Source organism: Gordonia sp. DT101 (assembly GCF_049844895.1).
Classification (GTDB): Bacteria; Actinomycetota; Actinomycetes; order Mycobacteriales; family Mycobacteriaceae; genus Gordonia.
Genome location: NZ_JBNCLX010000001.1, coordinates 625045 through 650763, shown reverse-complemented (window position 1 = coordinate 650763; position 25719 = coordinate 625045). Strand labels below are relative to the sequence as shown.

General features: G+C 67.2%; 25 protein-coding genes and 1 tRNA gene. 18 read left to right on the top strand and 8 right to left on the bottom strand.

Going from position 1 to position 25719, the window contains the following annotated elements; translation table 11 throughout:
• The first annotated feature begins 99 nt into the window (after positions 1-99).
• From ACLQ3I_RS03245 to ACLQ3I_RS03235, 3 genes are all read left to right on the top strand, one after another.
• Positions 100-2145, top strand: coding sequence for an ATP-dependent DNA helicase UvrD2 (locus ACLQ3I_RS03245; RefSeq protein WP_425800097.1), 2046 nt, complete (start codon positions 100-102; stop codon positions 2143-2145).
• Between the two features lie 324 nt (positions 2146-2469).
• Positions 2470-2721 (top strand): hypothetical protein, encoded by a 252-nt coding sequence (locus ACLQ3I_RS03240; RefSeq protein ID WP_425791092.1) that lies wholly within the window; start codon positions 2470-2472, stop codon positions 2719-2721.
• A gap of 163 nt (positions 2722-2884) precedes the next feature.
• The gene (locus tag ACLQ3I_RS03235) at positions 2885-3175 is read left to right on the top strand and encodes a WhiB family transcriptional regulator (protein ID WP_425791094.1); all 291 of its coding nucleotides are present in this window, start codon (positions 2885-2887) and stop codon (positions 3173-3175) included.
• A gap of 141 nt (positions 3176-3316) precedes the next feature.
• Here ACLQ3I_RS03235 and ACLQ3I_RS03230 read toward each other — a convergent pair whose 3' ends face one another.
• The 3 genes from ACLQ3I_RS03230 to ACLQ3I_RS03220 form a co-directional block, all read right to left on the bottom strand.
• Entirely contained in the window at positions 3317-4633 is a 1317-nt protein-coding gene (locus tag ACLQ3I_RS03230; protein WP_425791096.1) for an ABC1 kinase family protein, read from the bottom strand.
• A gap of 80 nt (positions 4634-4713) precedes the next feature.
• Positions 4714-5652, bottom strand: coding sequence for a hypothetical protein (locus ACLQ3I_RS03225; protein ID WP_425800096.1), 939 nt, complete (start codon positions 5650-5652; stop codon positions 4714-4716).
• Between the two features lie 122 nt (positions 5653-5774).
• Positions 5775-7244, bottom strand: coding sequence for a zinc-dependent metalloprotease (locus tag ACLQ3I_RS03220; RefSeq protein ID WP_425800095.1), 1470 nt, complete (start codon positions 7242-7244; stop codon positions 5775-5777).
• Positions 7245-7332: 88 nt separating this feature from the next.
• Here ACLQ3I_RS03220 and ACLQ3I_RS03215 point away from each other — a divergent pair, with 88 nt between their 5' ends.
• Complete coding sequence (locus ACLQ3I_RS03215) at positions 7333-8373, top strand: YlbL family protein (protein WP_425800094.1); 1041 nt, start codon at positions 7333-7335, stop codon at positions 8371-8373.
• 13 nt (positions 8374-8386) lie between these two features.
• On the opposite strand, the gene ACLQ3I_RS03210 is transcribed toward ACLQ3I_RS03215, so the two are convergent.
• On the bottom strand, positions 8387-9007 hold the full coding sequence (locus tag ACLQ3I_RS03210; RefSeq protein ID WP_425800093.1) for a PPA1309 family protein: 621 nt from the start codon (positions 9005-9007) through the stop codon (positions 8387-8389).
• Between the two features lie 279 nt (positions 9008-9286).
• Between ACLQ3I_RS03210 and ACLQ3I_RS03205 the strand changes: the two genes are divergently transcribed.
• Positions 9287-12280 carry a UPF0182 family protein gene (locus ACLQ3I_RS03205; protein ID WP_425791106.1) on the top strand — a complete coding sequence of 998 codons (2994 nt, stop codon included), beginning with the start codon at positions 9287-9289 and terminating at the stop codon, positions 12278-12280.
• Positions 12281-12362: 82 nt separating this feature from the next.
• Here ACLQ3I_RS03205 and ACLQ3I_RS03200 read toward each other — a convergent pair whose 3' ends face one another.
• Positions 12363-12650 carry a hypothetical protein gene (locus ACLQ3I_RS03200; RefSeq protein WP_425791108.1) on the bottom strand — a complete coding sequence of 96 codons (288 nt, stop codon included), beginning with the start codon at positions 12648-12650 and terminating at the stop codon, positions 12363-12365.
• 157 nt (positions 12651-12807) lie between these two features.
• On the opposite strand from ACLQ3I_RS03200, the gene ACLQ3I_RS03195 reads away from it, so the two are divergent.
• The 5 genes from ACLQ3I_RS03195 (at position 12808) to ACLQ3I_RS03175 (ending at position 15881) form a co-directional block, all read left to right on the top strand.
• Positions 12808-12984, top strand: a complete 177-nt coding sequence (locus ACLQ3I_RS03195; RefSeq protein ID WP_425800092.1) for a hypothetical protein — start codon at positions 12808-12810, stop codon at positions 12982-12984.
• 151 nt (positions 12985-13135) lie between these two features.
• Entirely contained in the window at positions 13136-13315 is a 180-nt protein-coding gene (locus ACLQ3I_RS03190; protein ID WP_425791112.1) for a hypothetical protein, read from the top strand.
• A 297-nt stretch (positions 13316-13612) separates the two neighbouring features.
• Positions 13613-13689 (top strand) — tRNA-Met (locus tag ACLQ3I_RS03185).
• Positions 13690-13839: 150 nt separating this feature from the next.
• Complete coding sequence (locus tag ACLQ3I_RS03180) at positions 13840-14730, top strand: S-methyl-5'-thioadenosine phosphorylase (protein ID WP_425791114.1); 891 nt, start codon at positions 13840-13842, stop codon at positions 14728-14730.
• Positions 14727-15881, top strand: coding sequence for an NAD-dependent epimerase/dehydratase family protein (locus ACLQ3I_RS03175; RefSeq protein ID WP_425800091.1), 1155 nt, complete (start codon positions 14727-14729; stop codon positions 15879-15881). Before ACLQ3I_RS03180 ends, ACLQ3I_RS03175 begins: the two co-directional genes overlap by 4 nt.
• Here the strand turns inward: ACLQ3I_RS03175 and ACLQ3I_RS03170 are convergent.
• Genes ACLQ3I_RS03170 through ACLQ3I_RS03160 form a run of 3 tightly spaced genes read right to left on the bottom strand, consistent with a single transcriptional unit; the run spans position 15779 to position 18915 of the window.
• On the bottom strand, positions 15779-16810 hold the full coding sequence (locus ACLQ3I_RS03170; protein ID WP_425800090.1) for a sensor histidine kinase: 1032 nt from the start codon (positions 16808-16810) through the stop codon (positions 15779-15781). The genes ACLQ3I_RS03175 and ACLQ3I_RS03170 overlap by 103 nt on opposite strands.
• A 24-nt stretch (positions 16811-16834) precedes the next feature.
• The gene (locus ACLQ3I_RS03165) at positions 16835-17524 is read right to left on the bottom strand and encodes a response regulator transcription factor (RefSeq protein ID WP_425791119.1); all 690 of its coding nucleotides are present in this window, start codon (positions 17522-17524) and stop codon (positions 16835-16837) included.
• Between the two features lie 20 nt (positions 17525-17544).
• On the bottom strand, positions 17545-18915 hold the full coding sequence (locus ACLQ3I_RS03160; protein ID WP_425800089.1) for a hypothetical protein: 1371 nt from the start codon (positions 18913-18915) through the stop codon (positions 17545-17547).
• A 115-nt stretch (positions 18916-19030) separates the two neighbouring features.
• On the opposite strand from ACLQ3I_RS03160, the gene ACLQ3I_RS03155 reads away from it, so the two are divergent.
• The 8 genes from ACLQ3I_RS03155 to ACLQ3I_RS03120 all read left to right on the top strand — a co-directional run bounded on the left by ACLQ3I_RS03155 (position 19031) and on the right by ACLQ3I_RS03120 (position 25696).
• Complete coding sequence (locus ACLQ3I_RS03155) at positions 19031-19687, top strand: glycosyltransferase family 2 protein (RefSeq protein WP_425791123.1); 657 nt, start codon at positions 19031-19033, stop codon at positions 19685-19687.
• On the top strand, positions 19684-20376 hold the full coding sequence (locus tag ACLQ3I_RS03150) for a TIGR04282 family arsenosugar biosynthesis glycosyltransferase (protein WP_425800088.1): 693 nt from the start codon (positions 19684-19686) through the stop codon (positions 20374-20376). The genes ACLQ3I_RS03155 and ACLQ3I_RS03150 overlap by 4 nt, the downstream gene beginning before the upstream one ends.
• Entirely contained in the window at positions 20376-21059 is a 684-nt protein-coding gene (locus ACLQ3I_RS03145; protein ID WP_425791127.1) for a class I SAM-dependent methyltransferase, read from the top strand. The genes ACLQ3I_RS03150 and ACLQ3I_RS03145 overlap by 1 nt, the downstream gene beginning before the upstream one ends.
• Complete coding sequence (locus ACLQ3I_RS03140) at positions 21056-22189, top strand: molybdopterin-dependent oxidoreductase (protein ID WP_425791129.1); 1134 nt, start codon at positions 21056-21058, stop codon at positions 22187-22189. Before ACLQ3I_RS03145 ends, ACLQ3I_RS03140 begins: the two co-directional genes overlap by 4 nt.
• The gene (locus ACLQ3I_RS03135; RefSeq protein WP_425791131.1) at positions 22189-22614 is read left to right on the top strand and encodes a hypothetical protein; all 426 of its coding nucleotides are present in this window, start codon (positions 22189-22191) and stop codon (positions 22612-22614) included. The genes ACLQ3I_RS03140 and ACLQ3I_RS03135 overlap by 1 nt, the downstream gene beginning before the upstream one ends.
• A gap of 67 nt (positions 22615-22681) precedes the next feature.
• Positions 22682-23293: an MSMEG_1061 family FMN-dependent PPOX-type flavoprotein gene (locus ACLQ3I_RS03130; protein WP_425792081.1), complete on the top strand. Its 612-nt coding sequence runs from the start codon at positions 22682-22684 to the stop codon at positions 23291-23293.
• Between the two features lie 129 nt (positions 23294-23422).
• Positions 23423-23671 carry a DUF2630 family protein gene (locus ACLQ3I_RS03125; protein ID WP_425791133.1) on the top strand — a complete coding sequence of 83 codons (249 nt, stop codon included), beginning with the start codon at positions 23423-23425 and terminating at the stop codon, positions 23669-23671.
• Positions 23672-23815: 144 nt separating this feature from the next.
• Positions 23816-25696 (top strand): propionyl-CoA synthetase, encoded by a 1881-nt coding sequence (locus ACLQ3I_RS03120; RefSeq protein WP_425791135.1) that lies wholly within the window; start codon positions 23816-23818, stop codon positions 25694-25696.
• Positions 25697-25719 lie beyond the last annotated feature (23 nt).

The window sequence follows — 25719 nt, the reverse complement described above, 5'->3', positions numbered from 1 at the left end:
AACTCTCGCCGACCGTGCGCAGAATCTCGCCGACCGTGCGCAGATCGGCGTGGCGAGACGTGACGATCGGGTGTCCGTGCCGGATGGCATAGTGAACCGGTGCCCGATCTCCACCGCATCCTCGACGGTCTCGACCCCGAGCAGCAGCGGGCGGTGCTCGCCCCGCGGGGCCCGGTGTGCGTGCTGGCGGGGGCCGGGACCGGGAAGACGCGGACCATCACCCGGCGTATCGCGCATCTGATCGACAGTGGCCAGGTGAATCCGAGTCAGGTGCTCGCCGTCACGTTCACCACACGCGCGGCGGGCGAGCTGCGTTCGCGACTCAGGTCGCTGGACATCGCGGGCCCCGGCAATTCGGTTCAGGCGCAGACATTTCACGCGGCGGCCCTGCGTCAGCTGCGATACTTCTGGCCGCGCGGTCTGAGTTGGGAGCTCCTCGACCACAAAGTCCCGCTGGTGGCGCGCGCCGCCCGTCACGTCGGCCTGACCACCACCAGCGAGTCCTTGCGTGACCTGACGTCGGAGATCGAGTGGGCCAAGGGATCCCTCATCACACCCGGCGAATACGTGGCGCACGCCGGTGCCGCCGGTCGCGACACCCCATTCCCACATGATGCGGTAGCCGCGGTCTTCGACACGTACGAGACTGCGAAACGTGATGGTGCACATCTGCTCCTGGATTTCGACGACCTGATCATCTACGCAGGCGAGCTACTTCGGGAAAGCGACCATGCAGCCGACTTCCGTTCGCGCTACCGGTGTTTCGTCGTCGACGAGTATCAGGACATCACACCGGTCCAGCAACGGCTCCTCGAGGCGTGGCTGGGGGAGCGCGACAATCTGACGGTGGTGGGCGACGCGAACCAGACCATCTACTCGTTCGCCGGCGCGACAGCGAAGTACCTGCTGGACTTCACCCGCCGTCACCCAGAGGCCACCCTGGTCCGTCTGGAACGTGACTATCGATCCACTCCCGAGGTGGTGTCACTGGCGAATCAGGTCATTGGTGCCGCGACCGAGCGCTCACCGGGCACGAGGCTGGAGCTGGTGGGACAACGTCCCCGCGGCCCGGTTCCCCGACCGGCCGAGTTCGCCGACGACCTGCGCGAGGCCAACGGGGTCGCCGCGCAGATCAAACACCTGGTGAACTCCGGTACCTCGCCCTCGGAGATCGCCGTGCTCTATCGCGTGAACGCGCGGTCCGAACGTTTCGAGGAGGCACTCACCGAGGCCGGCATCCCCTATCAGGTACGGGGATCCGAGGCGTTCTTCATGCGCACCGAGATCGGCCAGGCGATGCGCAACCTCGAGGCCGCCGCCGGCCGCGACGACCTGCCCGCCGGCGCCGAGACCACGCGGGTGGTACGCGCCGTCCTGGCGCCCCTCGGCCTGAGTGAGACCGAACCGGCGGGGCCGACGGCGAAGTCCCGATGGGAATCGTTGCGTACGTTGATGTCCGTTGTCGACGAGATCATCGCCGACCAGCCCGGTATGACCTTGCGACGCCTGGTGTCGGAGCTGGCATTGCGGGCGGGCGAGCGGCACACCCCCGCGCAGGTCGGTGTCACGCTCGCGTCGCTGCACGCGGCCAAGGGGCTGGAGTGGGACGCGGTCTTCCTGGTCGGACTCACCGAGGGATCGGTTCCCATCACCCAGGCGATCGAACACGGTGACGAGGCGATCGAGGAGGAACGCCGGCTTTTCTACGTGGGCATCACCCGCGCTCGCGAGCACCTCTACCTCTCGTGGAGCCTGTCGCGGTCGGGCGGCGGACGGGCCACGCGCCGACGAACGCGATTCCTCGACGGCATCGACCTCGATCCGAATCGGAGCGGGCGATGCACGGTGTGCGGAGCGGAGCTGGTGAACCCGGAGTCGCGGGTGCGAGGTCGGTGCGCGAGTTGTCGCATCGAGGACCGCGACGAGTCGCTGGTATCCGCGCTGAGGGTCTGGCGGGCCGACCGTGCGCGGCGGCGTGGCGTGCGGGAACTCGCCATCCTCACCGACGCGATGCTGGATGCGGTGGCCGACCAGCGGCCGGCAGATGCCCGGTCGCTCGGTGCGATTCCGGGCATCGGACCGACGAAACTCGAGGAGTTCGGTCCAGAACTCCTCGACCTCGTCAAAGGCCGCCGGGTTGAGTAGCGACGGGTGAACGAAGTGAACGCGACGCGTATCGAAACCCGCCGGGTTGAGTAGGCACGCGCGAGCGCAGCCGCCGGGTTGAGTAGGCACGCGTGAGCGTAGCGAGCCCGCGCCGTATCGAAACCGAGCCCGCGCCGTATCGAAACCGAGCCCGCGCCGTATCGAAACCGAGCCCGCGCCGTATCGAAACCGCAGGTCAAAAATGGGTTGTGCGAAGTTTGTCCCACCCCCTAGTCTTGATTCGTCAGCACGGGGTGCTACCTGTTTGTCCGTAATGGGTCGCCTCACATGTGGAAGCCTGCGAGCACGGAAAGGAGCGGATCAGTGAACGGAATCAACATTCAGGCGAGCGTCAGCGTGCCTGTGGCGATGCCTCTGGCACCGACGGCGGCGTCGATCGACTTCTTCGTCGGTATGAACTTCCGTCGCGACCGCTCCTGGGTCGATGTGACCCATGTGTGCCCGATGGCAGCCCATGCGCCCGCCGCAGCCGTACCGCTCGCAGACCCGGCAATCGCCGGCGCGCGAGCCGAGCAGCGGTTCCCCGTGCAGATACGAAGTCTGCGGAGACGTTAACTCCGCACCTTTCGGGCCACGGGCGAATCGCAGACGCGAACCCGTGGCCCTTGTTGTAGATACCCGAAATCGATCTCATCCCAGGTGATGAGCTTCCATTTCGACTACTTCACATCGAGGACTCCGGGTTCAACACCCAACACGAGTAGATGTGGAGAGCAAGATGACCGTCGATTGCGTTCTCGAATCGTGTCTTTCGGCGGACCACGTGTCGGTCGATGGCCTGGACCTGCCCTGCCAGGTGGCCGACGCCGATCTGTGGTTCGCCGAGGATCCCCGAGATCTGGAGCGGGCCAAGGCAATGTGCGCCGAGTGCCCGCTGCGTGAGGCCTGCCTGCGGGCCGCGCTGGACCGTGCCGAGCCCTGGGGGGTCTGGGGCGGCGAGATCCTCGATCGCGGCACCGTGATCGCGCGGAAGCGCCCGCGCGGTCGGCCGCGGAAGAACGCCGCCTGATGGGGCGGCGGCCCGTCGAGGCGCTCGCAGGCTCGCTTCCTCAGGGATCGGTCGGTGCTCGCAGGCTCGCTTCCTCAGGGGTCGAACGGAATTCCCGATCCCTGAGGAGTGAGCTTGCGAACGTCACGAAGGGGGCCGAACTCAGTCGGCGAGACCCGGCACCCACTTCTCCATGATCGCGCGGTACGGCGCATTCGCCTCGAGCTGTGAGGCGATGCCGACACACCCTGCCAGCACCCGGAACACCATCACATAGTTCTTGGGCACGTTCAGGTTTCGCGATGTCTTGTAGACGTCGCCGCGGACGTCGGTGGCCTTGCCGGCGGCGCGTTGCATCCACTTGCGGGTGAAGTGGAAGGACTCGGTGTAGAGCGGGTCGACATAGGGCTTCAGGTAGGCCTCGATGTCGGCCGGGCTCACTCGATCGGCATGCGAACGCCGGATGAAGTCGGTCTGCACCATCAGCTCTTTGAGCTCTTCGTACTGCTTGTCCCGCGCCAGACGAAGAATGGGTCCGGTCTCTGGTGGAAGTCCGTTGGGATAGTGACCGACCGCGCCGAAGTCGAGGATGCCGAAACGGCCGTCGTCCATCAGGAAGAAGTTCCCGGGATGCGGATCGCCGTGGAGCAGTCCGACCCGGAACGGTGAACTCACCTCGAAGGTGGCCATTTTCGCGGCCGCGTTGTCGCGGGTCGCCTGGTCGCCGTCGGCGATGACCTTCGACAGCCGGGTGCCGTCGATCCATTCGGAGACAACCACCTTCGGTGCGCTCGCCACGACCTTGGGAACCAGGAAGTCCGGGTCGCCGTCGAAGACCTTGGCGAAGGCGCGCTGATTGTCGGCTTCCCCGAGATAGTCGAGCTCGGCCTCTGTCCGGTCGATGAGTTCGTCCATCATCGCCCTGACATCGGTGCCCGGCGACAGCTTCTGCAACAGACCCGACATCCGGGACAACGTCTTCAGGTCCGCCTTGAGGGCGTGATCGGCACCCGGATACTGCACCTTGACGGCCACGGCGCGGCCGTCCGACCAGACGGCCCGGTGGACCTGCCCGATGCTGGCGGACGCGGCGGGTTCATCGGAGAACTCACGGAATCGTTCGCGCCACTTGGTGCCGAGTTGCTGGTCGAGAACCTTGTGCACCTTGGCTGCAGGCAGCGGCGGGGCCTCCGCCTGCAATTTGGTCAACGCCTCGCGGAAGGGCTCCCCGAACTCGTCGGGGATGGCGGCCTCCATGATCGACATGGCCTGACCGACCTTCATGGCGCCGCCCTTGAGCTCGCCGAGGACGGCGAACAGCTGGTCGGCGGCCCGTTCCAGCATTTCCTGCTGGACCTCGTCCTTGTCCCTGCCCACCATGCGTTTACCGAGACCGGCCGCTGCGCGTCCGGCCATACCGATGGGCAGCGACGCCAACTTGGCGTTGCGTCGTCCCTGCCCCCGAGTGATGTCGCTCATAGCGTCCTTTCCCCACCTCAGGATAGAGGACGGGCCCGTCCCGACGACCGCCACACCCGAGCGCCGAGCTGCTGCCGTGGTCAACCGGCCTGCGCGGTGATCGGGCGGCAATCGCACAACGGGTGCGGTGGCCATTCGACCACTGCGAGACTTGCCGGATCTGCGTGGAATTCCAAAGCGCGATTGAATAATTGGGGTGTCGACGTGGTCGACGTGCCGGCCCAGAGCGCGCCCGCGAGCTGTTCGATCTGTTCGTGGGTGAGTGCGGCGGTGCTGCGGATGGTGCCGGCACTGGCATAGCCCGGCTGACGCACCATCTGCGCGGCCAGGAGGGGCCAGTCCGGTTCCATCGTGGTGCGATGATGATCCGCGCACCGGAGACAGCTCGAGAGGCCGGGCAGCACGAGTGGTCCGATCACGCCCACTCCGTCTCGGACGCGCACCTGCAGATGCGGGATGCGGGCGGCGATGAGTGCGTTGACGACAGCCGGGTCGTGCACCAGGAAGTCGGTGAGCACCACGAGGTTCGCATCCCACCCGTCGACCGTGTCATGGGGACGACGAGTCGACCGGCGCGGCACCATCCCCACCTCGGTCAGCGAGGCGGCGAGGAGGTCCGACAGGGGGCCGCGTCCATGCAGACGGATGCGCAGCGTCGACGACGATCTGCCGTTGTCGGTGGCGATCGCCTGGCCGGCGGCGGTGAGCTGGCCGACGATGGTGGCGAGATCGGCTGCGGTCAGGCCGATCGACCGCGCGCGGCGCAGCATCTCTCCCCGCGACCGAGGGCGGCTCAGATCACGCACCAGCGTGGCGACCGCGTCCGCGCGGACCGGTGAGGAGAGCTCGATGATCAGGCTGCGGTGCGGATCGCTGCCGACATGCACGCGATTGCCGGGCCGGACCAGGACCGGTGTCCCCGGTCGCACCAGCGGGAGGCTGCTCGGCAACTCGATGGTCTCGCGAGCACCTCGGGATTCGTCCGGGGGACGTGGGTGCCGGGCGCTCGGATCGGACATGACGTCACTCTGCCACCCCCGAAGGCGGTCTCAGGTGTCGTGGAACAGGTTGTGCACAAGTCGGAACGCCTGTGTTCAGTGCGGTTGCGGTGGTGCGGGAGCGTCCTGTACCACCGCGGCGATCACGACGTGCCGGAGTCGCGGGGCGGGTCGTCGGAGTCGGGGGAGTCGTCCGGCTTCGCGCCCTGCGACTCCTGGTCCGCGCGCTCCTGCGCGAGGGTCGCCTCGAGCTGAGCGATCGGGTCGTCGAAGGAACTGGCCCCGCCGCCGATGACGCCGTCGATGAACGCCGCCGGATGGTCGAGATCGTCGGCGTCGGGCATCAGATCCGGATGTGCCCACACCCCGTCACGAGTCGACATGTCGCCTGCCTCCAACAGTTGCCACCAGAGGGCGGAGGCCTCGCGCACCTTGCGTGGCCGCAACTCCAGGCCCACGAGCGTCGCGAAGGTCTGCTCGGCGGGCCCGCCGGTGGCACGGCGCCGCCGCATCGTCTCGGTGAGGGCGGCCGCGCTCGGGATGCGGTCGTCGAGAGCCCTCGACACCACCTGCTCCACCCAGCCCTCGATCAGTGCGAGGAGGGTCTCCAGCCGGGCCAGCGCTGCCTGCTGCTCGGGTGTGGTGGTCGGCTCGAACGACGCCGACGACCCGATCAGCTCCTCGAGCTTGGACGGGTCGGACAGGAGTTCCTGCGGATCGATGCCCGACGTCATGTCGGCGATGCCACTGAAATCGATGCTGATGCCCCGCGCGTACTCCTCGACCGTGGACAGCAGACGCTGCCGCAGCCACCCGACGTGGGTGAACAGGCGTACGTGCGCGGCCTCCCGGGCGGCGAGGAACAGGATGATCTCCTGCGCCGGTTGCTCGAGCCCCTCGGCGAAATTCGCGATCGCCTCGGGCAGGAGGACCGCGGTGCCCTCCGGGGCCAGAGGGAGTCCGACGTCGGTCGAGGTGAGAACCTCCTTGGCGAGCTGGCCGAGTCCCTGGCCGAGCTGCGTGCCGAAGGCCATCCCGCTCATCTGGGTCAGCATGCCCATCATCGGGCCGGCGAACTGGGCGGCCTCTGCGGGCAGATTCTGTTCCCAGGTTCGCGAGAGTTGGGTGGCGACCGGATCGCAGAGCCGCTTCCAGGTCGGCATCGACTCTTCGAGCCACGTCACCGGCGTCCACGCGACGGCCTGCCGAACACCGCCGGGGAAGGTGGTCACATCGTCGAGCCAGACGTCGGCCAACCGGACCGCGTCGGCGACGGCCTGGGTCTCCTTGTCGAGCACCGGTGTGAAGTTGCCGATCTGCTGGCGAGCGAGGTTCGTGGCGACCTGGTAGTTCACCGGACCGCCACCCGCACCGGGCGCCATCCCGGCGCCCATACCGCTGAACATATTGCCCAGCTGGGAGAACATCTGGCCGAGCTGGGACGGATCGAAACCCTCGGCGCCGCCCATCGCGAAACCGAACGGATTCTGCGGGTTGCCCGGGTCGCCGGGGGACGCGTCGTTGCCGGACTTGTCCTCGCGACGCTTGTCCTCGCCGCGGCGTTCGTCATCGTCGTCGCCGGAGGGGGAGAACCCGAAGGGCAGATCACTCATGCCTCCACGGTACCGCCCGCCAGGCGTCCCGGCGTTCGCCTTGAGCGTAGGCGGCTCAATGTAGGAGGGGTCCGTTACTGTGAGCGGAATGAGCTTGCAGCCCGGGCATCGTCGGATCGCGACCGTCGTCGTCACCGCGCTGGTCTTCGTCGCACTGCTGTTCGTCGGGACGACCGTGCAGGTGCCGTTCGTGGCACTCGGCCCCGGCCCGACCGTGAACACACTCGGCACCCTCGACGACAAGTCCGTGGTCGACATCACCGGCACGCCCACCGATCCGACGACCGGAAATCTCAACCTGACGACCGTCTCGGTCACCGACGGCATGTCGATGTTCCAGGCTCTCGGGATGTGGATCTCCGGCACGTACACGCTGGAGCCGCGCGACCGCCTGTACCCGCCCGATCAGTCACCGGACGATGTCCAGCAACAGAATCAGCAGGACATGACCGGCTCGGAGGACAGCGCCACCGCCGCGGCCCTGCGCTACTTGAACCGGCCGACCAAGGTCGTCGTCGCGACCGTCGCTCCCGGCGGCCCGTCCGCGGATGTGCTCCGGCAGGGCGATCAGGTGCTGACGGTCGCCGGCAAGCAGGTCTCGACGACGGCCGAGATGCAGGCCGCGGTCAAGGGCAATGCTCCGGGCGCCGTCGTTCCCATCGAGATCGATCGCGGCGGCACCAAGCAGACGGTGACGGTCACGCTGGCGGCTCGTCCCGACAACCCCAAGGTCGGTTATCTCGGCGTCACCCCCGAGGTGGTGAATGCCGATCCGGCACTGAAGATCTCATACAACGTCGGTGACATCGGCGGCCCGTCGGCCGGGATGATGTTGACTCTGGCGGTGATAGACCGGCTGAGTCCGGGCGAACTGACCCACGGCAAGTTCATCGCGGGGACCGGGACGATCGACGAGGACGGTGCGGTCGGCCCGATCGGCGGCATCACGCACAAGACGCGCGCTGCCCGGGACGCCGGCGCCACCGTCTTCCTCGTGCCGCAGCGCAATTGCGCGGAGGCCACCTCGGATGCGCCCGACGGGCTCACCCTGGTGAAGGTGGACAACCTGCAGGGCGCCGTCGACGCGCTCGGCGACGTGGGCGCAGGGCGTCCCGCCCCGCACTGCTGATCTCCGCCTTATGTCAGCTGTCGGGGCCGTGGTCGAGCGTGTGCGCCAGGGCGGCGCGCAGATCGGTGGCCAGGTCGTGATGGGTGAGCAACTCGATGCCGGCCGGATCGGCGCCCCTCTCGGGACGTAACTGCATCAGGGCCAATGTGCGGCCGTCGCGCAGTGCGCCGATCGCGAGCCGGGCGGGGCGCGCACCGGGATGGGCGTCGGCCGAGGCGCGTAGGACGGCGTCACCTCCGGTCGGGTCGTCCGGGTCGCCTGGCACCTGCAGAAACGCCGTATCCAGGTCCGCCTCGGCCTCGGGCGGCAGCACAAGGATCTCCTGGACGAGCGCGGCGCCGGTGACCGGGGCCGGCCACGTCGTGGTCGCGAGGATGTGTTCGAGGTCTGCGTTGCCAGACGGCTCGGAGCCGATCGGAAGGGACTCCTGCGCGATCGGACTCAGTTCGGAGTCGTCGTCGGGATCGATCAGATCCGGTTGGGTTTGCGCCAGCGTGGCTGTCGGGACCAGGGCGAACAGGATCGGCGGCTGATCCCAGCCGTTCTCGTCGACGAATGTCACGATGTCGCTCAGAGCGCGGCCCAGCGCGTCGGGTGAGAGGCCGTCGGGCGACAGTGTTGGCTGATCGGTCACCGGTCCATCTTGCCGCGTCCCGACGACGTCGGGTGCCACTCGCGCGAGCCCACCACGCCGAGCGTGATGTGACATGGAACTCACCTGGGCGGCAGTGCGTTGTCGATTCACCTAGGGCGTCAACGCCTCGACCTCGTCACCGAGTGTGAGGTCGGCGTCCGGCGGCACCGGTGTCGGACCAGCGCCACACCGGGCCAGTACAGTTGGACGAACACGAGCCCTGCGGGCTTCGTACGGGTCGGGCCGATGCCCGAAATGAGAACTTTGGAGTGTGGGTAGGTGGGCGTACGCGGGCCGGCGGGAATGCCGACACTGTCGCGCAGGAGCAAGATCGCCATCGGGATCGGCGTCGCCATCCTGGTGCTGCTGCTGATCGGGCCACGTTTGGTGGGACTGGCCACCGACTGGCTGTGGTTCTCTGATCTCGGATATACGCGGGTGTTCTCCACGATCGTGTGGACACGCGTCGTGCTGTTCCTGGTCACGGCCGTGGTGGTCGGTCTGGTCGTGTTCGGGGCCATCGCGATGGCCTATCGGTCTCGACCGGTCTTCGTGCCGGCCTCCGGCCCGAACGATCCGCTGGCTCGTTATCGGGCCACCGTGATGGGACGGACCCGTTGGTTCGCGATCGTGCCGTCGGCCCTGATCGGCCTGCTCGCCGGTCTGGTCACCCAAGGTTCCTGGGCGACGGTCCAGACCTTCCTGCATGGTGTGAGCTTCGGTGTCAAGGACGCCCAGTTCGGGCTCGACGTCAGTTTCTATGCGTTCGATCTGCCGTTCTACCGGCTCGTGCTCAATCTGTTGTTCGTCATCGTGGTGATCTCGTTCCTGGCCAACCTGATCACCCACTACCTGTTCGGCGGGCTCCGCCTCGGCGGTGGCGGAACGAAGCCGTCGATGACCACCGCGGCGCGTGTGCAGCTCGCCGCGCTTGCCGGGATCTTCCTGCTGCTCAAGGCCGTCGCGTACTGGTTCGACCGCTATTCGCTGTTGTCCAGTCAGCGCAAACAGGAGATCTTCACTGGCGCCAGCTACACCGACATCAACGCGGTGCTGCCGTCGAAGTTGATCCTGATGGCCATCGCGATCATCTGTGCCCTGGCGTTCTTCGCCGGGGTGGTATTGCGCGACCTCCGTGTGCCGGCACTCGCGACCGCACTCATGTTGCTGTCGGCCCTGGTCATCGGTGTGGGATGGCCGTTGGCGATGGAGCAGTTCTCGGTCAAGCCGAACGCCGCGCAGAAGGAATCGGAGTACATAGCGCGCAACCTGACGGCCACCAAACAGGCCTACAAGATCCGCGACAAAGACGACGTCACCTACGAACAGAACTGGACCGAGACCCCGGCGGATCCGGTGGCGGTCAACAGTGATTCGGCGACGTTGTCGAACATCCGGATCCTGGACCCGAACGTGATTGCGCCGGCCTTCAATCAGCGACAGTTCCTCAAGAACTTCTATGGTTTCCCCGCGCAGCTCGCCGTCGACCGCTACAAGGTCGACGGACAGGAGCGCGACTACGTGGTCGCGGCCCGTGAGCTCGATCCGTCGAAGTACGGCGAGAACCAGCAGAACTGGATCAACAAGCACACCGTGTTCACCCACGGCAACGGGTTCATCGCAGCGCCGGCCAACACCGTGGACGAGGCGTCGTCCGACAGCGACAGCGACCGTGGTGGTCTGCCCGTGTTCAAGGTCAGTGACCTCGAGACGATCCGGTCAAAGGACTATCAGCAGACCGCACCCATCAAGGTCAAACAGCCGCGCATCTATTTCGGTGAGCTCATCGCCAAGGTGAACCCCGACTACGCCATCGTCGGCTCGGACAACGGCGACCGGGAGTACGACGAGGACGGCAAGAATTACACCTACACCGCCGATTCGGGTGTCTCGCTGGGCAACTGGTTCAACCGTTTCCTGTACTCGGTGAAGTACACCGAGCGCAACATCCTGCTCTCGGGCGCGATCAACAAGAACTCCAAGATCATCTACGACCGCGATCCGCGCGACCGTGTGAAGAAGGTCGCCCCCTGGCTGACCCTCGACTCCAAGACCTATCCCGCGGTGATGGCCGATGGATCGATCAAGTGGATCGTCGACGGGTACACCACGCTCGACACCTACCCGTATGCGCAGCGGATGTCGCTGCAGGGCGCTACGTCTGATGCCCAGGAGCTCAACCAGGGGCAGACCGGCCGGACTCAGGTCAACCGCCAGATCTCCTATGCGCGCAACTCGGTGAAGGCCACCGTCGACGCCTACACGGGCAAGGTGGACCTCTATCAGTTCGACACCTCCGACCCCGTGTTGAAGACGTGGATGAAGGTCTTCCCGGGAACCGTCAAGTCACGCGCCGAGCTCGACCAGAACCCGGATCTGCTCTCGCACTTCCGGTACCCGGAGGACCTGTTCAAGATCCAGCGTGCTCTGCTCGCCAAGTACCACGTGTCCGATCCCGAGACCTTCTTCCGCAGCAACAACTTCTGGTCGATTCCCGCGGATCCGAGCAAGGACCAGGCCGTGCAGCAGGGGCTGAACCAGCCACCGTATTACTTCACCGCTGCCGCTCCCAACGGGACCGAGTCGCAGTTCCAGCTGACGACGGTGATGACAGGTCTGAACACCCGGAACCTTGCCGCCTACATGACGGCGTCGTCCGATCCGCAGGACTACGGCCGGATCACGGTGAAGACCTTGCCCACGGCCAAGCAGACCGTCGGCCCGCAGCAGGCGCAGGAGAACATGAAGAGCGCCGGTCCGGTCGCGTCGGATCGTAAGCAGGTCGAGGACACCACCCGGGTGACCTACGGTAATCTGCTGACGCTACCGGTGGGCCGCAACGGGATTCTGTATGTCGAGCCGATGTACACCCAGTCGAAGACCGACGACTCGGCGATTCCGAAGCTCTATCGCGTGATCGTCTACTACAACGCGGCCAGCGACGGTGCCCGCGTCGGCTATGCGGCCACGGTTTCAGAGGCGCTGCGTCAAGTGGGGATCAATCCCGCCGCGGTGACGGACCCAGAGAGTGGTCCGGCTGTCGAAGGTGGTGCGAGTGCTCAACCCTCACAGTCCGCGAACGCCGCGGCGGCGAGTCCGTCACCTCAGCAGGGGCAGTCACCGGAGCGCGACGCCGCTGTCCAAGCGATCGGTTCGGCCCTTACTGCGTTGAAGGACGCGCAGATGAAGGGTGATTTCAAGGCGTACGGCGCGGCGCTCGATCAGCTGAATCAGGCGGTGTCGCAGTACGAATCGCTGCCGTCGGGAGGCTGATCACCGCCGCTCGAATCGGAAAATGGCGGGGCGCACCAGAATTCTGGTGCGCCCCGCCATTTCGTCGGCGGATGTCAGTGGATCACTCGCGATATCGGTGCATGTACCGATCGAGTTCCCGCTCGGTGTCGTCGGGTAGGACCGGGCTGTGATGGTGGCGATGATTGAGAGACAGGAAGATCGATGCGGCGACGGCGAACGCACCGATCATCAACAGGCCGAACAAGATGGCTGCTGCGACGTGGCCGCCTGCCATCGACACGAGCCAGAGCGCGGCGGAAGCGAAACCGCCGAGAGTCAGCACGTACCCGATGACACTCATCGGATGGTTTCCGTGGCTCTCGTGATGGGGCAGATGATGGGTTGCCATCGTTTCTCCTCCTTCGGTTGACGTACCGCCAGGATACGCTTCTGTGATGTTAGTCACATACTGATTCTGGAGACCTCGGCTTTGCGCAGGTCAGCGCAGGTGTTGCGTCGAGATAGTGCCGTTTCTCATCGGTGCTCGTGGCCGGGATGAACGGGCTGTGGTGGAGTCGCGGCTCATCGTGGCGTACGCGGTCCTCGAGGGCGTCGGCATGCACCGCGGCGACGCGCTCACCTTCGTCGAGGCCGACCTCACCAACGACACGAGGCGGGTGCGGCGGTGGACGGCGTCGATGCGGTGCTGCATGTCGCCTCTCCCGTCCACGTCGGCGCGGTGAAGGAGGAGAACGATGTCATCGGGCCTGCCCGTGAGGGAACGCTGCGCGTGCGAAAGGTGATCCAGCCTTGGCTCTTTCGGAAGTCGCTGCGGTGCTACGTGATTCGCTCGGTTTTGATGCAGCGAAGGTCTCGACGTGACGCATCCCTGATGTGGCGCTGCGCATTCTGGCGTTGTTCTCGGCCGAAGCCCGTGGCGCCGCGGCGGAGATGGGGTTCCAGAAGATCGTGGTGATCGACAAGGCGCGGCAGCTGCTCGGGTTTTCACCGCGACCGTCGGGCGAGGCGGTCGTCGCAGCGGGAAAGAGCATGATCGCGAACGGACTCGTGTAGTTCGGGTCGAGCCTGCTGGTCCTGAGCATCGGGTCCGTGAGAGAGCCTCGCCGGTTCGGCCGCCGGCGCAGATCCCGCATACGAGCGGCCGCGGGGCAACACCGCGAAGAAGCGCCTTGGACACGGTGAACCTCAACCCGTCGGCACCGCAGGTGTCCGCGTTGATGGGCGTCCACACCCGCGATGATCGCCGGGCGGGACGACGTGTCGGCGATCACACCATCGCCGCAGGTAGGGGCGGGTATCGGAGGCGATTTGCATCTGGTCGGAGCGGGTGTGTAACGTTGTGTTCAGCAACGCGGGGTGGAGCAGCTCGGTAGCTCGCTGGGCTCATAACCCAGAGGTCGCAGGTTCAAATCCTGTCCCCGCTACCAACACGAGAACCCCCGCCCGGGACGCCCGGGCGGGGGTTTTCGCTTTCTCGGTCGACGCCGTCCGGCGGTGCCGTCGACCATCGTGACGAAACGATGACCGATCGGCTGTGGGGGTGCCGCCGCGCACCGGAGGCGCGCACCATCGAAGGCATGCACAGCGAGACGGATGATTCCGCACCCGCCATCGGCATCATCGGTGGCACCGGCCTATACCGGTACTTCTCCGACGACGACAACGTGATCGAGACGGAGGTGGACACCCCCTTCGGCCCACCATCGGCGCGGCTGCGGGTCGCCACGGTCGACGGGAGACGTCTGGTGTTCCTTCCGCGGCACGGTGCCCATCACGAGTACCTGCCGCACCGGATTCCCTACCGGGCCAATCTCTGGGCGTTGCGGGCGCTCGGAGTCCGGCGCGTGATCGGTGCGTGCGCGGTGGGTGGACTCCGTCCCGACCACGGTCCCGGTACCATCGTGGTGCCGGATCAGCTGATCGACCGCACCACACAGCGTGCTCAGACCTTCTTCGACCGGCCCGAGATCTGGGCCGGCGCCCAGCCGCCCGACAGCCCGGTGCACGTGCAGTTCGCCGATCCGTACTGTCCGGGTCTCCGGCAATCGCTCGCGTCGGCGTCCGACGACGTTATCGACGGCGGGACGATGGTCGTCATCGAGGGCCCACGGTTCTCCACCCGGGCCGAGAGTCGCTGGTATGCGACCGAAGGCGCCTCGTTGATCAACATGACCGGTCAGCCCGAGGCGGTACTCGCCCGCGAACTGAAGTTGTGTTACTCCACTGCGTGCCTGGTCACCGACCTCGATGCCGGCATCGAGTCGGGCACGGGGGTCACCGCCGCCGAGGTGTTCGCGGAGTTCGCGCGGAGTCTGCCTCGTCTCGTCGAGGTGATCCGGAGCGCCGTCGAGGTGATCGATGCTGCCGCCGAGTGTGATTGTGGCGCAGCCGAGCACGACGTGGACTCACTGTTCCGCACCGGGGTCGGCACCGGGGTCGACGTCCGCCCGACGGCTGGTGCGCGATGACCCGGGTGCTGGTCACCGGCGCCGCGGGCTTCATCGGATCGCGGATCGCCGATGTCCTGCGAGTGGCCGATCACGAGGTGGTGGGCGTGGACGCGCTCATCCCGGCCGCGCACCCGATGGATGCGAAGCTGCCGGACGGCGTGCACCGGGTCGATGTCGCCGACCGCGAGGCGATGATCGAGCTCCTCGACGGTGTCGACGTGGTGTGCCATCAGGCGGCGATGGTCGGAGCCGGGGTGGACGCATCGGATGCGCCCCGCTACGCCCGGGAGAACGACTGGGGGACGGCTCGACTGCTGGCCGCGATGTTCGAGGCCGGGTGTGCGCGACTCGTGTTGGCGTCGTCGATGGTTGTCTACGGGTCGGGGCGTTTCCTCGATGCCGACGGCACGCTGGTCCACCAGGTGGGCGATCGCAGGCCCGAGGATCTGCGTGCGGGAACGTTCGAGCATCTCCGGGACGGGCGGCCGTTGCGCTGGACCCTGACCGACGAGGACACACCGTTCGCGCCGAGTACCTCCTACGCGGCCAGCAAGTGCGCGCAGGAACACTATGCGCGCGCCTGGTCGGAGCAGACCGGCGGATCGGTCATGGCCCTGAGATACCACAATGTGTACGGGCCGTGGATGCCACGGGACACCCCGTATGCCGGTGTGGCATCGGTCTTCCGGTCGAGGCTGGCCGCAGGCCTCGCCCCGCTGGTGTTCGAGGACGGCGGCCAGATGCGCGACTTCGTGCACGTCGACGACGTCGCGCAGGCCAATCGCTGCGCGATCGACGCAACGGACTCCGACGGATTCCGGGCGCTCAACGTCTGCTCGGGAACCCCGATCTCGATCGGGACCGTGGCGCGTCTGCTGTCCGAGGCGGCCGGCGGCCCGGCGCCGGAGATCACCGGCGGATTCCGGCTCGGCGACGTGCGTCATGTCGTCGCCGATCCGCGACGGGCCCAGGAACACATCGGCTTTCGGGCCACGATCCCACCCGATCAGGGGATCGCACGCTTTGCCTCCGAACCCCTGCGGAGCTCGTCCGGTCGATCAGAGGTTCAGGCGCCGGCCGGCACGAGCGGCAAGGTCACCTCGAACCGGCTCCCGGAGTCCAGGTTGGACGCGACGATCGACCCCGAATGGGCGTCGACAAGACCCTGAGCGATGGCCAACCCGAGCCCGGCGCCCGCGGGCACCCCGTCGATGGCCGAGGGCGTGCGCGAAGGACTGCCCCGATACGAGGTCTCGAAGATACGCTCCAGGTCGTTCTCCGGGATACCCACGCCCGTGTCGTCGACCCGTATCCACGCGGCACCATGCGAACTGCCGAGGGCGACGTCGATCGCACCGCCCGACGGCGTGTGCGCCACCGCGTTCACGATCAGGTTGGTGAGGATCCGAGACAGCGCCGAGGCGCTGCCGTTGACCGTGACTGCCACATCGGGACAGGTCACGTGCACGGCCACGCCGGCGCGCTGGGCGAGAGTACTTGTCGCGCTGGTCACCTCGTCGACCACCTCGCGCAGGTCGATCGCCTCCATGTCCAGCGTCAGCGCACCGGCGTTGATCCGCGCCATCTCGAACAGGTCGTCGACCATGCGGGCCAGCCGAACGGTGTGTCGATCGATCTGCGTCGCGAACGACGCGACCTCGCCGGGATCGGTGACCACGTGGTCGCTCAATGCCTCGGCCAACGCCTTGATGTCGGCAAGTGGGGTGCGGAGATCGTGGCTGACCCAGGCGATCAGTTCGCGGCGGGAGTGCTCAGCGGCACGTTCCTGCTCGCGCATGTGACGTTCCCAGACGGTGCGCCTGGCCTGAAAACGCCCCAGCCACAGGGCTGCCGGGAGCGTCACCAACGCGACTGCCGCCAGCACGGCGGCGGTCCGCCAGATGTCACCGGTGAACATCATGCCGCTGACGCCGAACACGCCGACGAACGTCGCCGCCATCGGGATGAGCACCATCAGCACCATGCTGATCAGCAGCGATGCACGCCGCATGGCCACCAGCAACAGGCCGCCCGCCAACACCACCGGCGCAGTCCAGGCCAACGCCAGCAACAGGATTCGGACGATCTCGGAATTCATCGGTCGACACTCATGTCCGGAGTCTCACGCGTCGCCATCCGCCCGGCATGACCACCGGTATCCACGACCCCACACCGTCTCGATCCGCGACGCGTCGCCGAGCTTGGCGCGCAGCCGTTTGACGTGCACCGTCACGGTGGACAGGTCCCCGAACCGCCAGCCCCACACCCGTTCCAGCAATTCGTCGCGCGAGAACACGGTGTCGACGTGGCCGAGGAAAAAGGTGAGCAGATCGAACTCGCGTTTGGTGGTGGACACCGGATGGCCGGCCACCAATACCTCGCGGGCCGCGAGGTCGACGGTCACGACGCCATCGGACAGCCTGCCGGCCGTCGATTCCGCGGTGGCCGCGCTCGCGCGGCGCAGCACCGACTGGACGCGCAGGCTCAGTTCGCGCGGGCTGAAGGGCTTGGCGACGTAGTCGTCGGCACCCGACTCGAGGCCGAGCACCCGGTCCTCGGCCTCCCCGAGGGCAGTCAGCATGATGACCGGCAGGTCTGCATGAACGCCGGAGCGGATGCGGCGGCAGACGTCGATCCCGTCGCCGTCGGGCATCATCACGTCCAGGATCGCCAGATCGATGCGATTCCGTTCCAGTTCGTCGAGGGCCTGCCGGCCCGAACCCACCACCATGACGTGCATACCGTCGCGTTCGAGGTAGCGACGGACGACGTCGGCCACCACGGGGTCGTCGTCGGCGACGAGAATCTGCATGACGTCAGCCCACACCCGTCTCACCAGTACGTCAACACAAGATGATTGACCGCGAGGGCGACGGCCACCTGGGCGCCAAGCCACACGCGTTGCCGACGGACGGGGAGCAGCGCCGTGCTCACCATGGTCCACAAGCTGAAGCCCAGCCAGATCCGTTCGGTCTCGGCCTTGCTCAACGCACTGAAGTCGGCCACGAGGATGGCGACCAGCCCGGCCAGGGAGAGCAGTACGACGGGATGACGCCACATCCGCGATCCGAAGACGCGGCCGAGTCCGGCGGGTACCGCGGGGCCGACGGCGAACAGGGTGGCGGCGATATTCGCCCACCCCCAATACGCGAACGGCCGGATCGAGGCGATGCCCTGGTAATAGCGGTCGACCACCATTCGGTAGCCGTCGAACCACCAGAACCCGAAGGCACGGAACACGCCGACGACCGCCAGGGCGGCGGGCACGGCAAGGAGCAGCGGCCGTGCGGTGCGGGCCGCGATGAGCACGGCCAGTACGACGAATCCGATGAGCACCAGCCCGTAGTTCAGGAAGATCGAGAACCCGAGGAACGCTCCGCCGAGAAGGCCGGTTACGGCTGCGCCGACACCGTGACGGTGCGTCGCCATCGCGACGAATGCGACACCCCATGCCGCCACCGCCATGAAGTATCCGTCGGCGGAGACCCCCACCCAGACGAGGCCGGGAAAGAGGGCCAGGAACGGCGCACACCGGCGTGCCCAGTCCTCCGCATCGAGATTCCGGAGTGTGATCATCACCGCGACGAGGGCGCTGCATCCGGTCAGTACACACCAGATCCCCGCCCAGCCGCCGCCGCCGAGACCGAGCCGGTCCAGCCATACGAAGGTGATGAGCGCTCCGGGTGGATGCCCCGACACGTGGGTGGTCCAGGAGTCCGGCTGATGAGCGAGGATGCGGTCCGAGAATGTCGCGAACACGCCCGGGATGCTGTGCACCCCTGGAACTTCCGACAGGTACTCGTCGGGGCGGACGAGGCGCCCGGCGATGCCGCGCTGCCAGCCGTCGATCAGCGCCAGGCTCAGCGTCCACAGCACGGCCGTGGCCCACACGGTGAACGCGAGGGTCCTCCATCGGAGTCGAGATGCCCAGCCGGGCAGCAGCATCACCGCAGCGGCGGCGATCACGACGGCGGGGATCGAGCCCGGTCCGACGTGTGGGTTCCATTGCCCGAACAGGGGTGCGGCGCCGGCAAAAATCCGGCCCCGCAGCGCGTCACCCATGACGATCGGTACGACGATCGCCGCTACCACCAGTGCGATCGCCGCCGAGACCCAGACGACGTCGGTGCGCACGATGCCGCGGCGGTGCACGGGTTCTCCGGCGTGCAGCGGGATGTCGGGGGGTGCCGTCGGTGACCTCACATGACCCACCGTAGGAGCACGGACGGCACGATGACAGTGGCTCGGACGCGACGTCATACTTCCGTCACCGCCCGAACCCTGTTCAGGGGCCACTACCGCTCATAGCGTGGGATTCATGAGCGATGCCGACGTATCCGTCATCATTCCCTGTCGAAACGAGCGAGGGGCGATCGTCTCTGTGCTGGAAGGGATTCCGGATGGATACGAGGTGATCGTGGTGGACAACGGTTCCGCCGACGGCACGGCGGACGTGGTGGCCGAGCTCGGTGTGCGGGTGATCGCCGAGCCGCGGCCCGGATACGGAGCGGCGGTCCATGCCGGAGTGCTGGCCGCGCAGGGACCGATCATCTGCACCATCGACGGGGACGGGTCGATGTCACCGGCGGAGCTGCCCGGCCTGGTCGACCGATTGGGCGCGGGGGCCGATCTGGCCGTCGGGCGTCGTCGACCCACCCGTCCCGAAGCGTGGCCTGCCCACGCGCGCGCCGGCTCCGCCGCCGTCGCGTGGTGGCTTCGTCGACGATACGGACTGCCGGTCAACGACATCGGTCCGATGCGGGCGATCGAGCGAGAACGCCTGCTGGCGCTCGGGATCGAGGATCGGCGCTCGGGATATCCGGTCGAACTGCTGGTCCGGGCAGCACGATCTGGGCTACGGGTGTCCGAATGTGCGGTCACCTACACGCCGCGAACCGCAGGACGTTCCAAGGTGTCCGGCTCCATCGCCGGATCGATGCAGGCGGGTCGGGACTTCCTGGCGGCCTTGTCATGACAGCGTCGGCCACCCGGAACACCGACGCCGTGCTCCTCGTGGCAAAGGCGCCGATTCCGGGTGCGGCAAAGACTCGACTCATCCCGGAATTCGGTCCGCGGGCGGCCGCGGACCTCGCCGCAGCCGCACTCATCGACACCATCCGAACGGCCTGCACGGCCGGCCCGGAGGTCATCGTCGCGATGGTCGGCGACCCGGCGCACGGTGCCCGGCACGCCGAACTCGCGGACCTGCTGCATCGCTGCACGGTCATCGGGCAGCGCGGCGACACCTTCGGTGAGCGCCTCCGCAACGCCCATGTCGATGCGGCCGCCCTCGGCGTCGACCGGGTGCTGCAGATCGGCATGGATACACCGCAGGTGACCAGGCGCGACCTCAAGTCGGGCCTGCGTCTGTTGCGTACGGGTACTGCCGTCCTCGGGCCCGCCGTCGACGGCGGCTGGTGGGCGCTGGGCCTCGTCGGCGCCCGCGGAGCGGATGTGCTGCCCGGCGTCCCGATGTCCACCCCAGAGACCCGGGTCGGTACCGAAGGCGCGCTCCGTCGCGACGGGCTGGTGGTGCGACCACTGCGTACCCTCGTCGATGTCGATCGGCCCGACGACGTCGCGGTGGTGGCGCGACTCTGTCCGCCGCAGAGCGCATTCGCGACCGCGGCGCGCACACTGGACCCGTACGGTGTGAGCGCCTGATGACGGCCGCGCCCGACCACGACCCGATAGGCCTGCCAGGTCCGTCCGACGTGCCACCGACCCACGATCTGATGCTGCGTGCCGATGCGTGTTTCCTCAGGCATGCCGATGGCACACTGGATCGGCTGCCGGTGTCACGGTGGCGTGGTGAGTCGACGGATCCTGGTGATCGGATGTTCGACGAGGAGCTGGTCTCACGGTGTCCGGGTACCACCATCGATCTCGGCTGCGGTCCGGGACGTTTCGTCGCAGCGCTGACGGCCCGGGACCGGGTCGCGCTGGGCGTGGATCATTCCCGTGCGGCGGTCGCAGAGACGCGTCGTCGGGGAGCGGTCGCGCTCTGCCGCAACATCTTCGACAGGCTTCCCGGCGAGGGGCGCTGGCAGAACGTGCTGGTGATGGACGGCAACATCGGTATCGGCGGGGACCCGACCAGGGTGTTGCAACGAGCCGCAGCGTTGATCGGGCCCGCGGGAGTGGTCCACGTGGAGCTCGATCCCGACGTGGAACACGTCGACCACCAGACCGTCCGGCTGGAGTCGGGCGGGTCGGCCGGCCCCTGGTTCCCGTGGGCGCGGCTGGGTGTCCTGGGGGTCGAGGACGCGGCGCAGCAGAGTGCACTCGAGGTCCGATCGATCCGTCGGATCGCCGAACGCGAAGTGGCGGAACTGGTCTCGCGATGATCCCGGCGGTCGAGGCGGACGAAGCGGAAGACGAACGGCGATCTCTCGCCACTCGCGTGGGACTCGCACTGGCCACCTGCTTTGCCATTTGTTTCGTCACCGGGCTGGTGAGCCACTGGATTCAGCATCCGCCGGAATGGTTCGCCTGGCGGTCGACGCCGGTGTGGCTGTACCGCACCACGCAGGGCGTTCACGTCTTGTCCGGCATCGCGGCGATCCCGCTGCTGCTGATCAAACTGGGCGTGGTCTATCGCAAGCTCTTCGAGCGACCTCTGATCGGATCTCCGGTGCGTCTCGTCGAGCGGCTGTCGATCGCGGTGCTGGTGTCGGCGAGTATCTTCCAGCTCCTGACGGGCCTGCTCAACATCGCCCAGTGGTATCCGTGGCGCTTCTTCTTCACGACGACCCACCACGCGATGGCCTACATCGTGATCGGTGCGCTGCTCGTGCATATCGCGGTGAAGCTGCCGATCATCCGTGTCGCACTCGGTGAGGCGGAGACGAAACAGGCGAAGGACGACAACGACCGACGCAGGCTCGGCGGCCTCGACCGTCGCACGGTCCTGCTGGGGGCCGGCGGCGCCGTCGCGGTGGCGGTCGTTGCCTTCGCCGGGCAGACCGTGCCGGCACTCCGGCGCGTCGCGGTGTTCGCGCCCCGCAGCGGGGCCGGTCCGCAGGGACTGCCGGTGAATCGCACCGCCGAACAGGCGCAGGTGGCCATGGCCGCCACCTCCGACTCCTATCGTCTCGCGGCATCCGGCCCGGTCGGTGACGTCTCCTGGGATCTGGCCGCTCTCCGCGCCCTGCCGCAACACACGGTGTCACTGCCGATCACCTGCGTCGAGGGCTGGAGTGCGGACGCGGTGTGGACGGGGGTGCGCCTACGCGACCTGGTCCAGGTGGTCGGCGGAACCGTCGGCGCGCCGGTGCGGGTGATCTCGCTGGAACGAGGACCGTACGCGGTCAGCACGGTGCCGTCCTCCCATGCGGCCGATCCCCGCACACTGCTCGCCCTGCGCCTGCACGGAGACGATCTCGACATCGACCACGGCTTCCCGGTCCGGCTCATCGCCCCGAACCTGCCCGGGGTCATGCAGACGAAATGGGTCGCCAAGATCGAGGTGTCGTGATGGTGATGCAGATGTTCCGGATCGGTCTGGTGCTGACCGGGTGCGTGCTCGTCGTCCGCGGGCTGATGTTGATCTGGTCGTTCTCCTCAGGCGACCAACTCTCGATCGTGCTGTGGCTGGCGGCCGGCCTCCTAGCCCACGACCTGGTCTTCGCGCCGCTGTGCCTGCTGGTCGCCGCGATCACGCGCCGCGCACTCCCACCCGCGTGGTGCACTCCCGTGTTGCTCGCGCTCGCGTATACGAACCTGCTGGTCCTGCTCGCCTTACCGGTGCTCGCACCACGTCCGGCGGGCGAGCGGCCGGACAATTCGACAATCCTCGACCGTCCGTTCGGATGGGGCCTGACCATCGCGATCCTGCTGGTCTGGGCGATTCTCGGCGTCGTGATGGTGGCCTCGGCACGCCGTCGTCGAGCGTCGATGTGACGCCGGTGCCCGCACTCTTGCGGACAGGATTTCCTCGGGTGCGCGGCGTGGTGCGACCATGGGTGCCGTGGAGATCACCACCAAGGAGCAACTGCGCGGGATAGTCGGCCATCCGCACGAAACCGTCGTGACCAAGGTCCGGCAGTCGCTGCATGAGGTCCACATCGACTGGCTGGCGGCGACCCCGATCGTGTTCCTCGCGACGTCGGATGCGGTCGGTGGACTCGATGTGTCCCCGAAGGGCGATCCACCCGGCAAGGTGGTGCATGTCATCGACGAGACGCGGATCGCCATCCCGGAACGTCCCGGCAACCGGCGGGTCGACGGCTACCTCAACATCCTGCAGAATCCGCACATCGGGACGATCGCGGTGATCCCGGGCCGTGGGGACACGCTGCGGATCAACGGCTCGGCCCGGATCGTCGACGACGGCGACTACTTCGACCGGCTCGCGGTCAAGGGGCGCCGGCCGATCCTGGCCGTCGAGATCGACATCGACGAGGTCTTCTTCCACTGCTCCAAGGCGTTCCTGCGCTCGGATCTCTGGCGTCCCGACACGTGGCGACCGGAGGCACTCCCCAGCACGGCGAAGATCACCAAGACGCTGATGCCGGAGCTCGACGAGGCAGAGCTCGAAGAGGGGTTCGCGGAGGCCAATTTCCGCAAGTGGCTGTACTGATCCATGAGCATTGCGTCCTCGTCCCCCGACTGTGGCCTCATCGCCGGGTCCCCGATCCGGCGTAAAGGCCACCACTGACCCCTCACCTGATCTCACGCCTCCGGCGGTGGGCCGGACTACCGTGGTGCCATGGCCACCGACAAGTCGATCCATGGGCACATCACCGATCTGATCGCCGAGGAGCGCGACCTGCGCGACAGGATGGGGCGGGGTGAGATCTCCCGCGACGAAGAGAACAGTCGGCTCCGCGAGGTCGAGGTCTCGCTCGACCAGTGCTGGGATCTGCTGCGTCAGCGGCAGGCCAAGCGCGATGCCGGCGCCGACCCCGACGACGCCTCGGTCCGGCCCGCCGACACCGTCGAGAAGTACCTGGACTGACCACTGTCCGTCGCCGCATCCGCCGACGACGGCCACGTCTGCCGAAGCCGGAATCAACGTCGCAGCAACGGCCACATGGCTACGCTCGTAGCGATGTGCGGCACCGCCGGTGTGACGCACGGTGTGTGAGTGAGAGGGGCGACGATGGGTCGATACAGCGAAGCGTTCGCACAGGCGAGCGATGACCGGGAGGGCTTCTGGCTGGCGGCGTCGCAGGGCGTCGATTGGGTGTCACCGCCCACCCAGGCGCTCGACGATTCCGCTGCACCGTTCTATCGCTGGTTTCCCGACGCGACGTTGAATACGTCCTACAACGCGCTGGATCGTCACGTCGAGGCCGGATACGGTGACCGCATCGCGCTCATCTGGGATTCGGCCATGATCGGTGAGACCCGGACGTTCAGCTACGCCGAACTGCTCGACGAGGTGTCCCGGTTCGCCGGAGTGCTCGCGTCGAACGGCGTGGTCGCGGGTGATCGGGTGGTGATCTACATGCCCATGATCCCAGAGGCCGCGATCGCGATGCTCGCCTGTGCCCGGATCGGGGCGGTGCACTCAGTGGTGTTCGGCGGCTTCGCGGCGCCCGAGCTGGCGAGCCGCATCGACGATGCCGAACCTGTCGCGATCGTCACGGCGTCCGGCGGCCTGGAACCAGGCCGAACGGTGCCGTACCTGCCGATGGTGGCTCGGGCCGTCGAACTGGCCTCGTCTCCGCCGACGACGGTCGTCGTCAAGGATCGGCCCGAGATCACCGGCAGCGCAGTCGATCACGAGGGCTGGCTCGACTGGGACACGACGATGGCCGATGCGCGCCCGGTGGGTCCGGCGACGGTGGCCGCGACAGACCCGCTCTACATCCTGTACACGTCGGGAACCACCGGGAAGCCGAAGGGAGTGGTCCGCGACAACGGCGGTCACGCCGTCGCGCTCACCTGGTCCATGGGCAACATCTACGGTATCGAGCCGGGCGACGTGTGGTGGACGGCGTCGGACGTCGGCTGGGTGGTCGGGCACTCCTATATCGTCTACGGGCCGTTGTTGATCGGCGCGACGACCGTGATGTACGAGGGCAAGCCGGTGGGGACACCCGACGCGGGGGCGTTCTGGCGGGTCATCGCCGATCATGGTGTCCGCGCGCTGTTCACCGCACCGACGGCTATCCGCGCCATCCGCAAGGCGGATCCCGACGCGGCCGAACTCGCGCAGTACGACACATCCTCTCTGCGAACACTGTTCGCAGCAGGCGAGCGGCTGGATCCGGACACCTTCGGGTGGGCCACCCGGGTGCTCGGGGTTCCCGTCGTCGACCATTGGTGGCAGACGGAGACGGGTTGGGCGATCGCGGCGAATCTCCGTGGGCTGGAACCGATGCCGCTGAAAGCCGGATCTCCGACAGTGCCGGTGCCGGGCTACCGCATCGGGGTCGTCGATGCCGAGGGCACTCGGCTCGGGGCGGGGGAGGAGGGCAACATCGTCATCGAACTGCCGCTTCCGCCTGGCACGCTGGCCGGTCTGTGGCACGACGAGGAGCGATTCCGCGCGTCGTATCTGTCCGCGTTCGAGGGTTATTACCTGACAGGTGATTCCGGCTATGTGGATGCCGACGGCTACGTCTTTGTGCTCGGGCGCTCCGACGACGTTATCAATGTCGCCGGACATCGCCTGTCCACCGGCAGTATCGAGGCGGTCGTCGCGTCCCACCCGGCGGTGGCGGAGTGCGCGGTGATCGGCATCCACGACGACCTCAAGGGGCAACGTCCGAGCGGTTACGTGGTCCTCAAGGCGGGAGTCGAGATCGAACCGGACACGTTGCGGGACGAACTGGTCGCCATGGTGCGTGACGAGATCGGCGCCGTCGCCACCTTCCGCGACGTCACGGTCGTGCCGGCCCTGCCGAAGACCCGGTCGGGCAAGATCCTGCGCAAGACGATGCGTCAGATCGCCGACCACGAGGATTACACGGTGCCCTCGACCATCGAGGATGCCGACGTGCTGGCGGATCTGGCGAAGCAACTGGGCGACTGAGGGCGATGCCGGCGGCGATACGG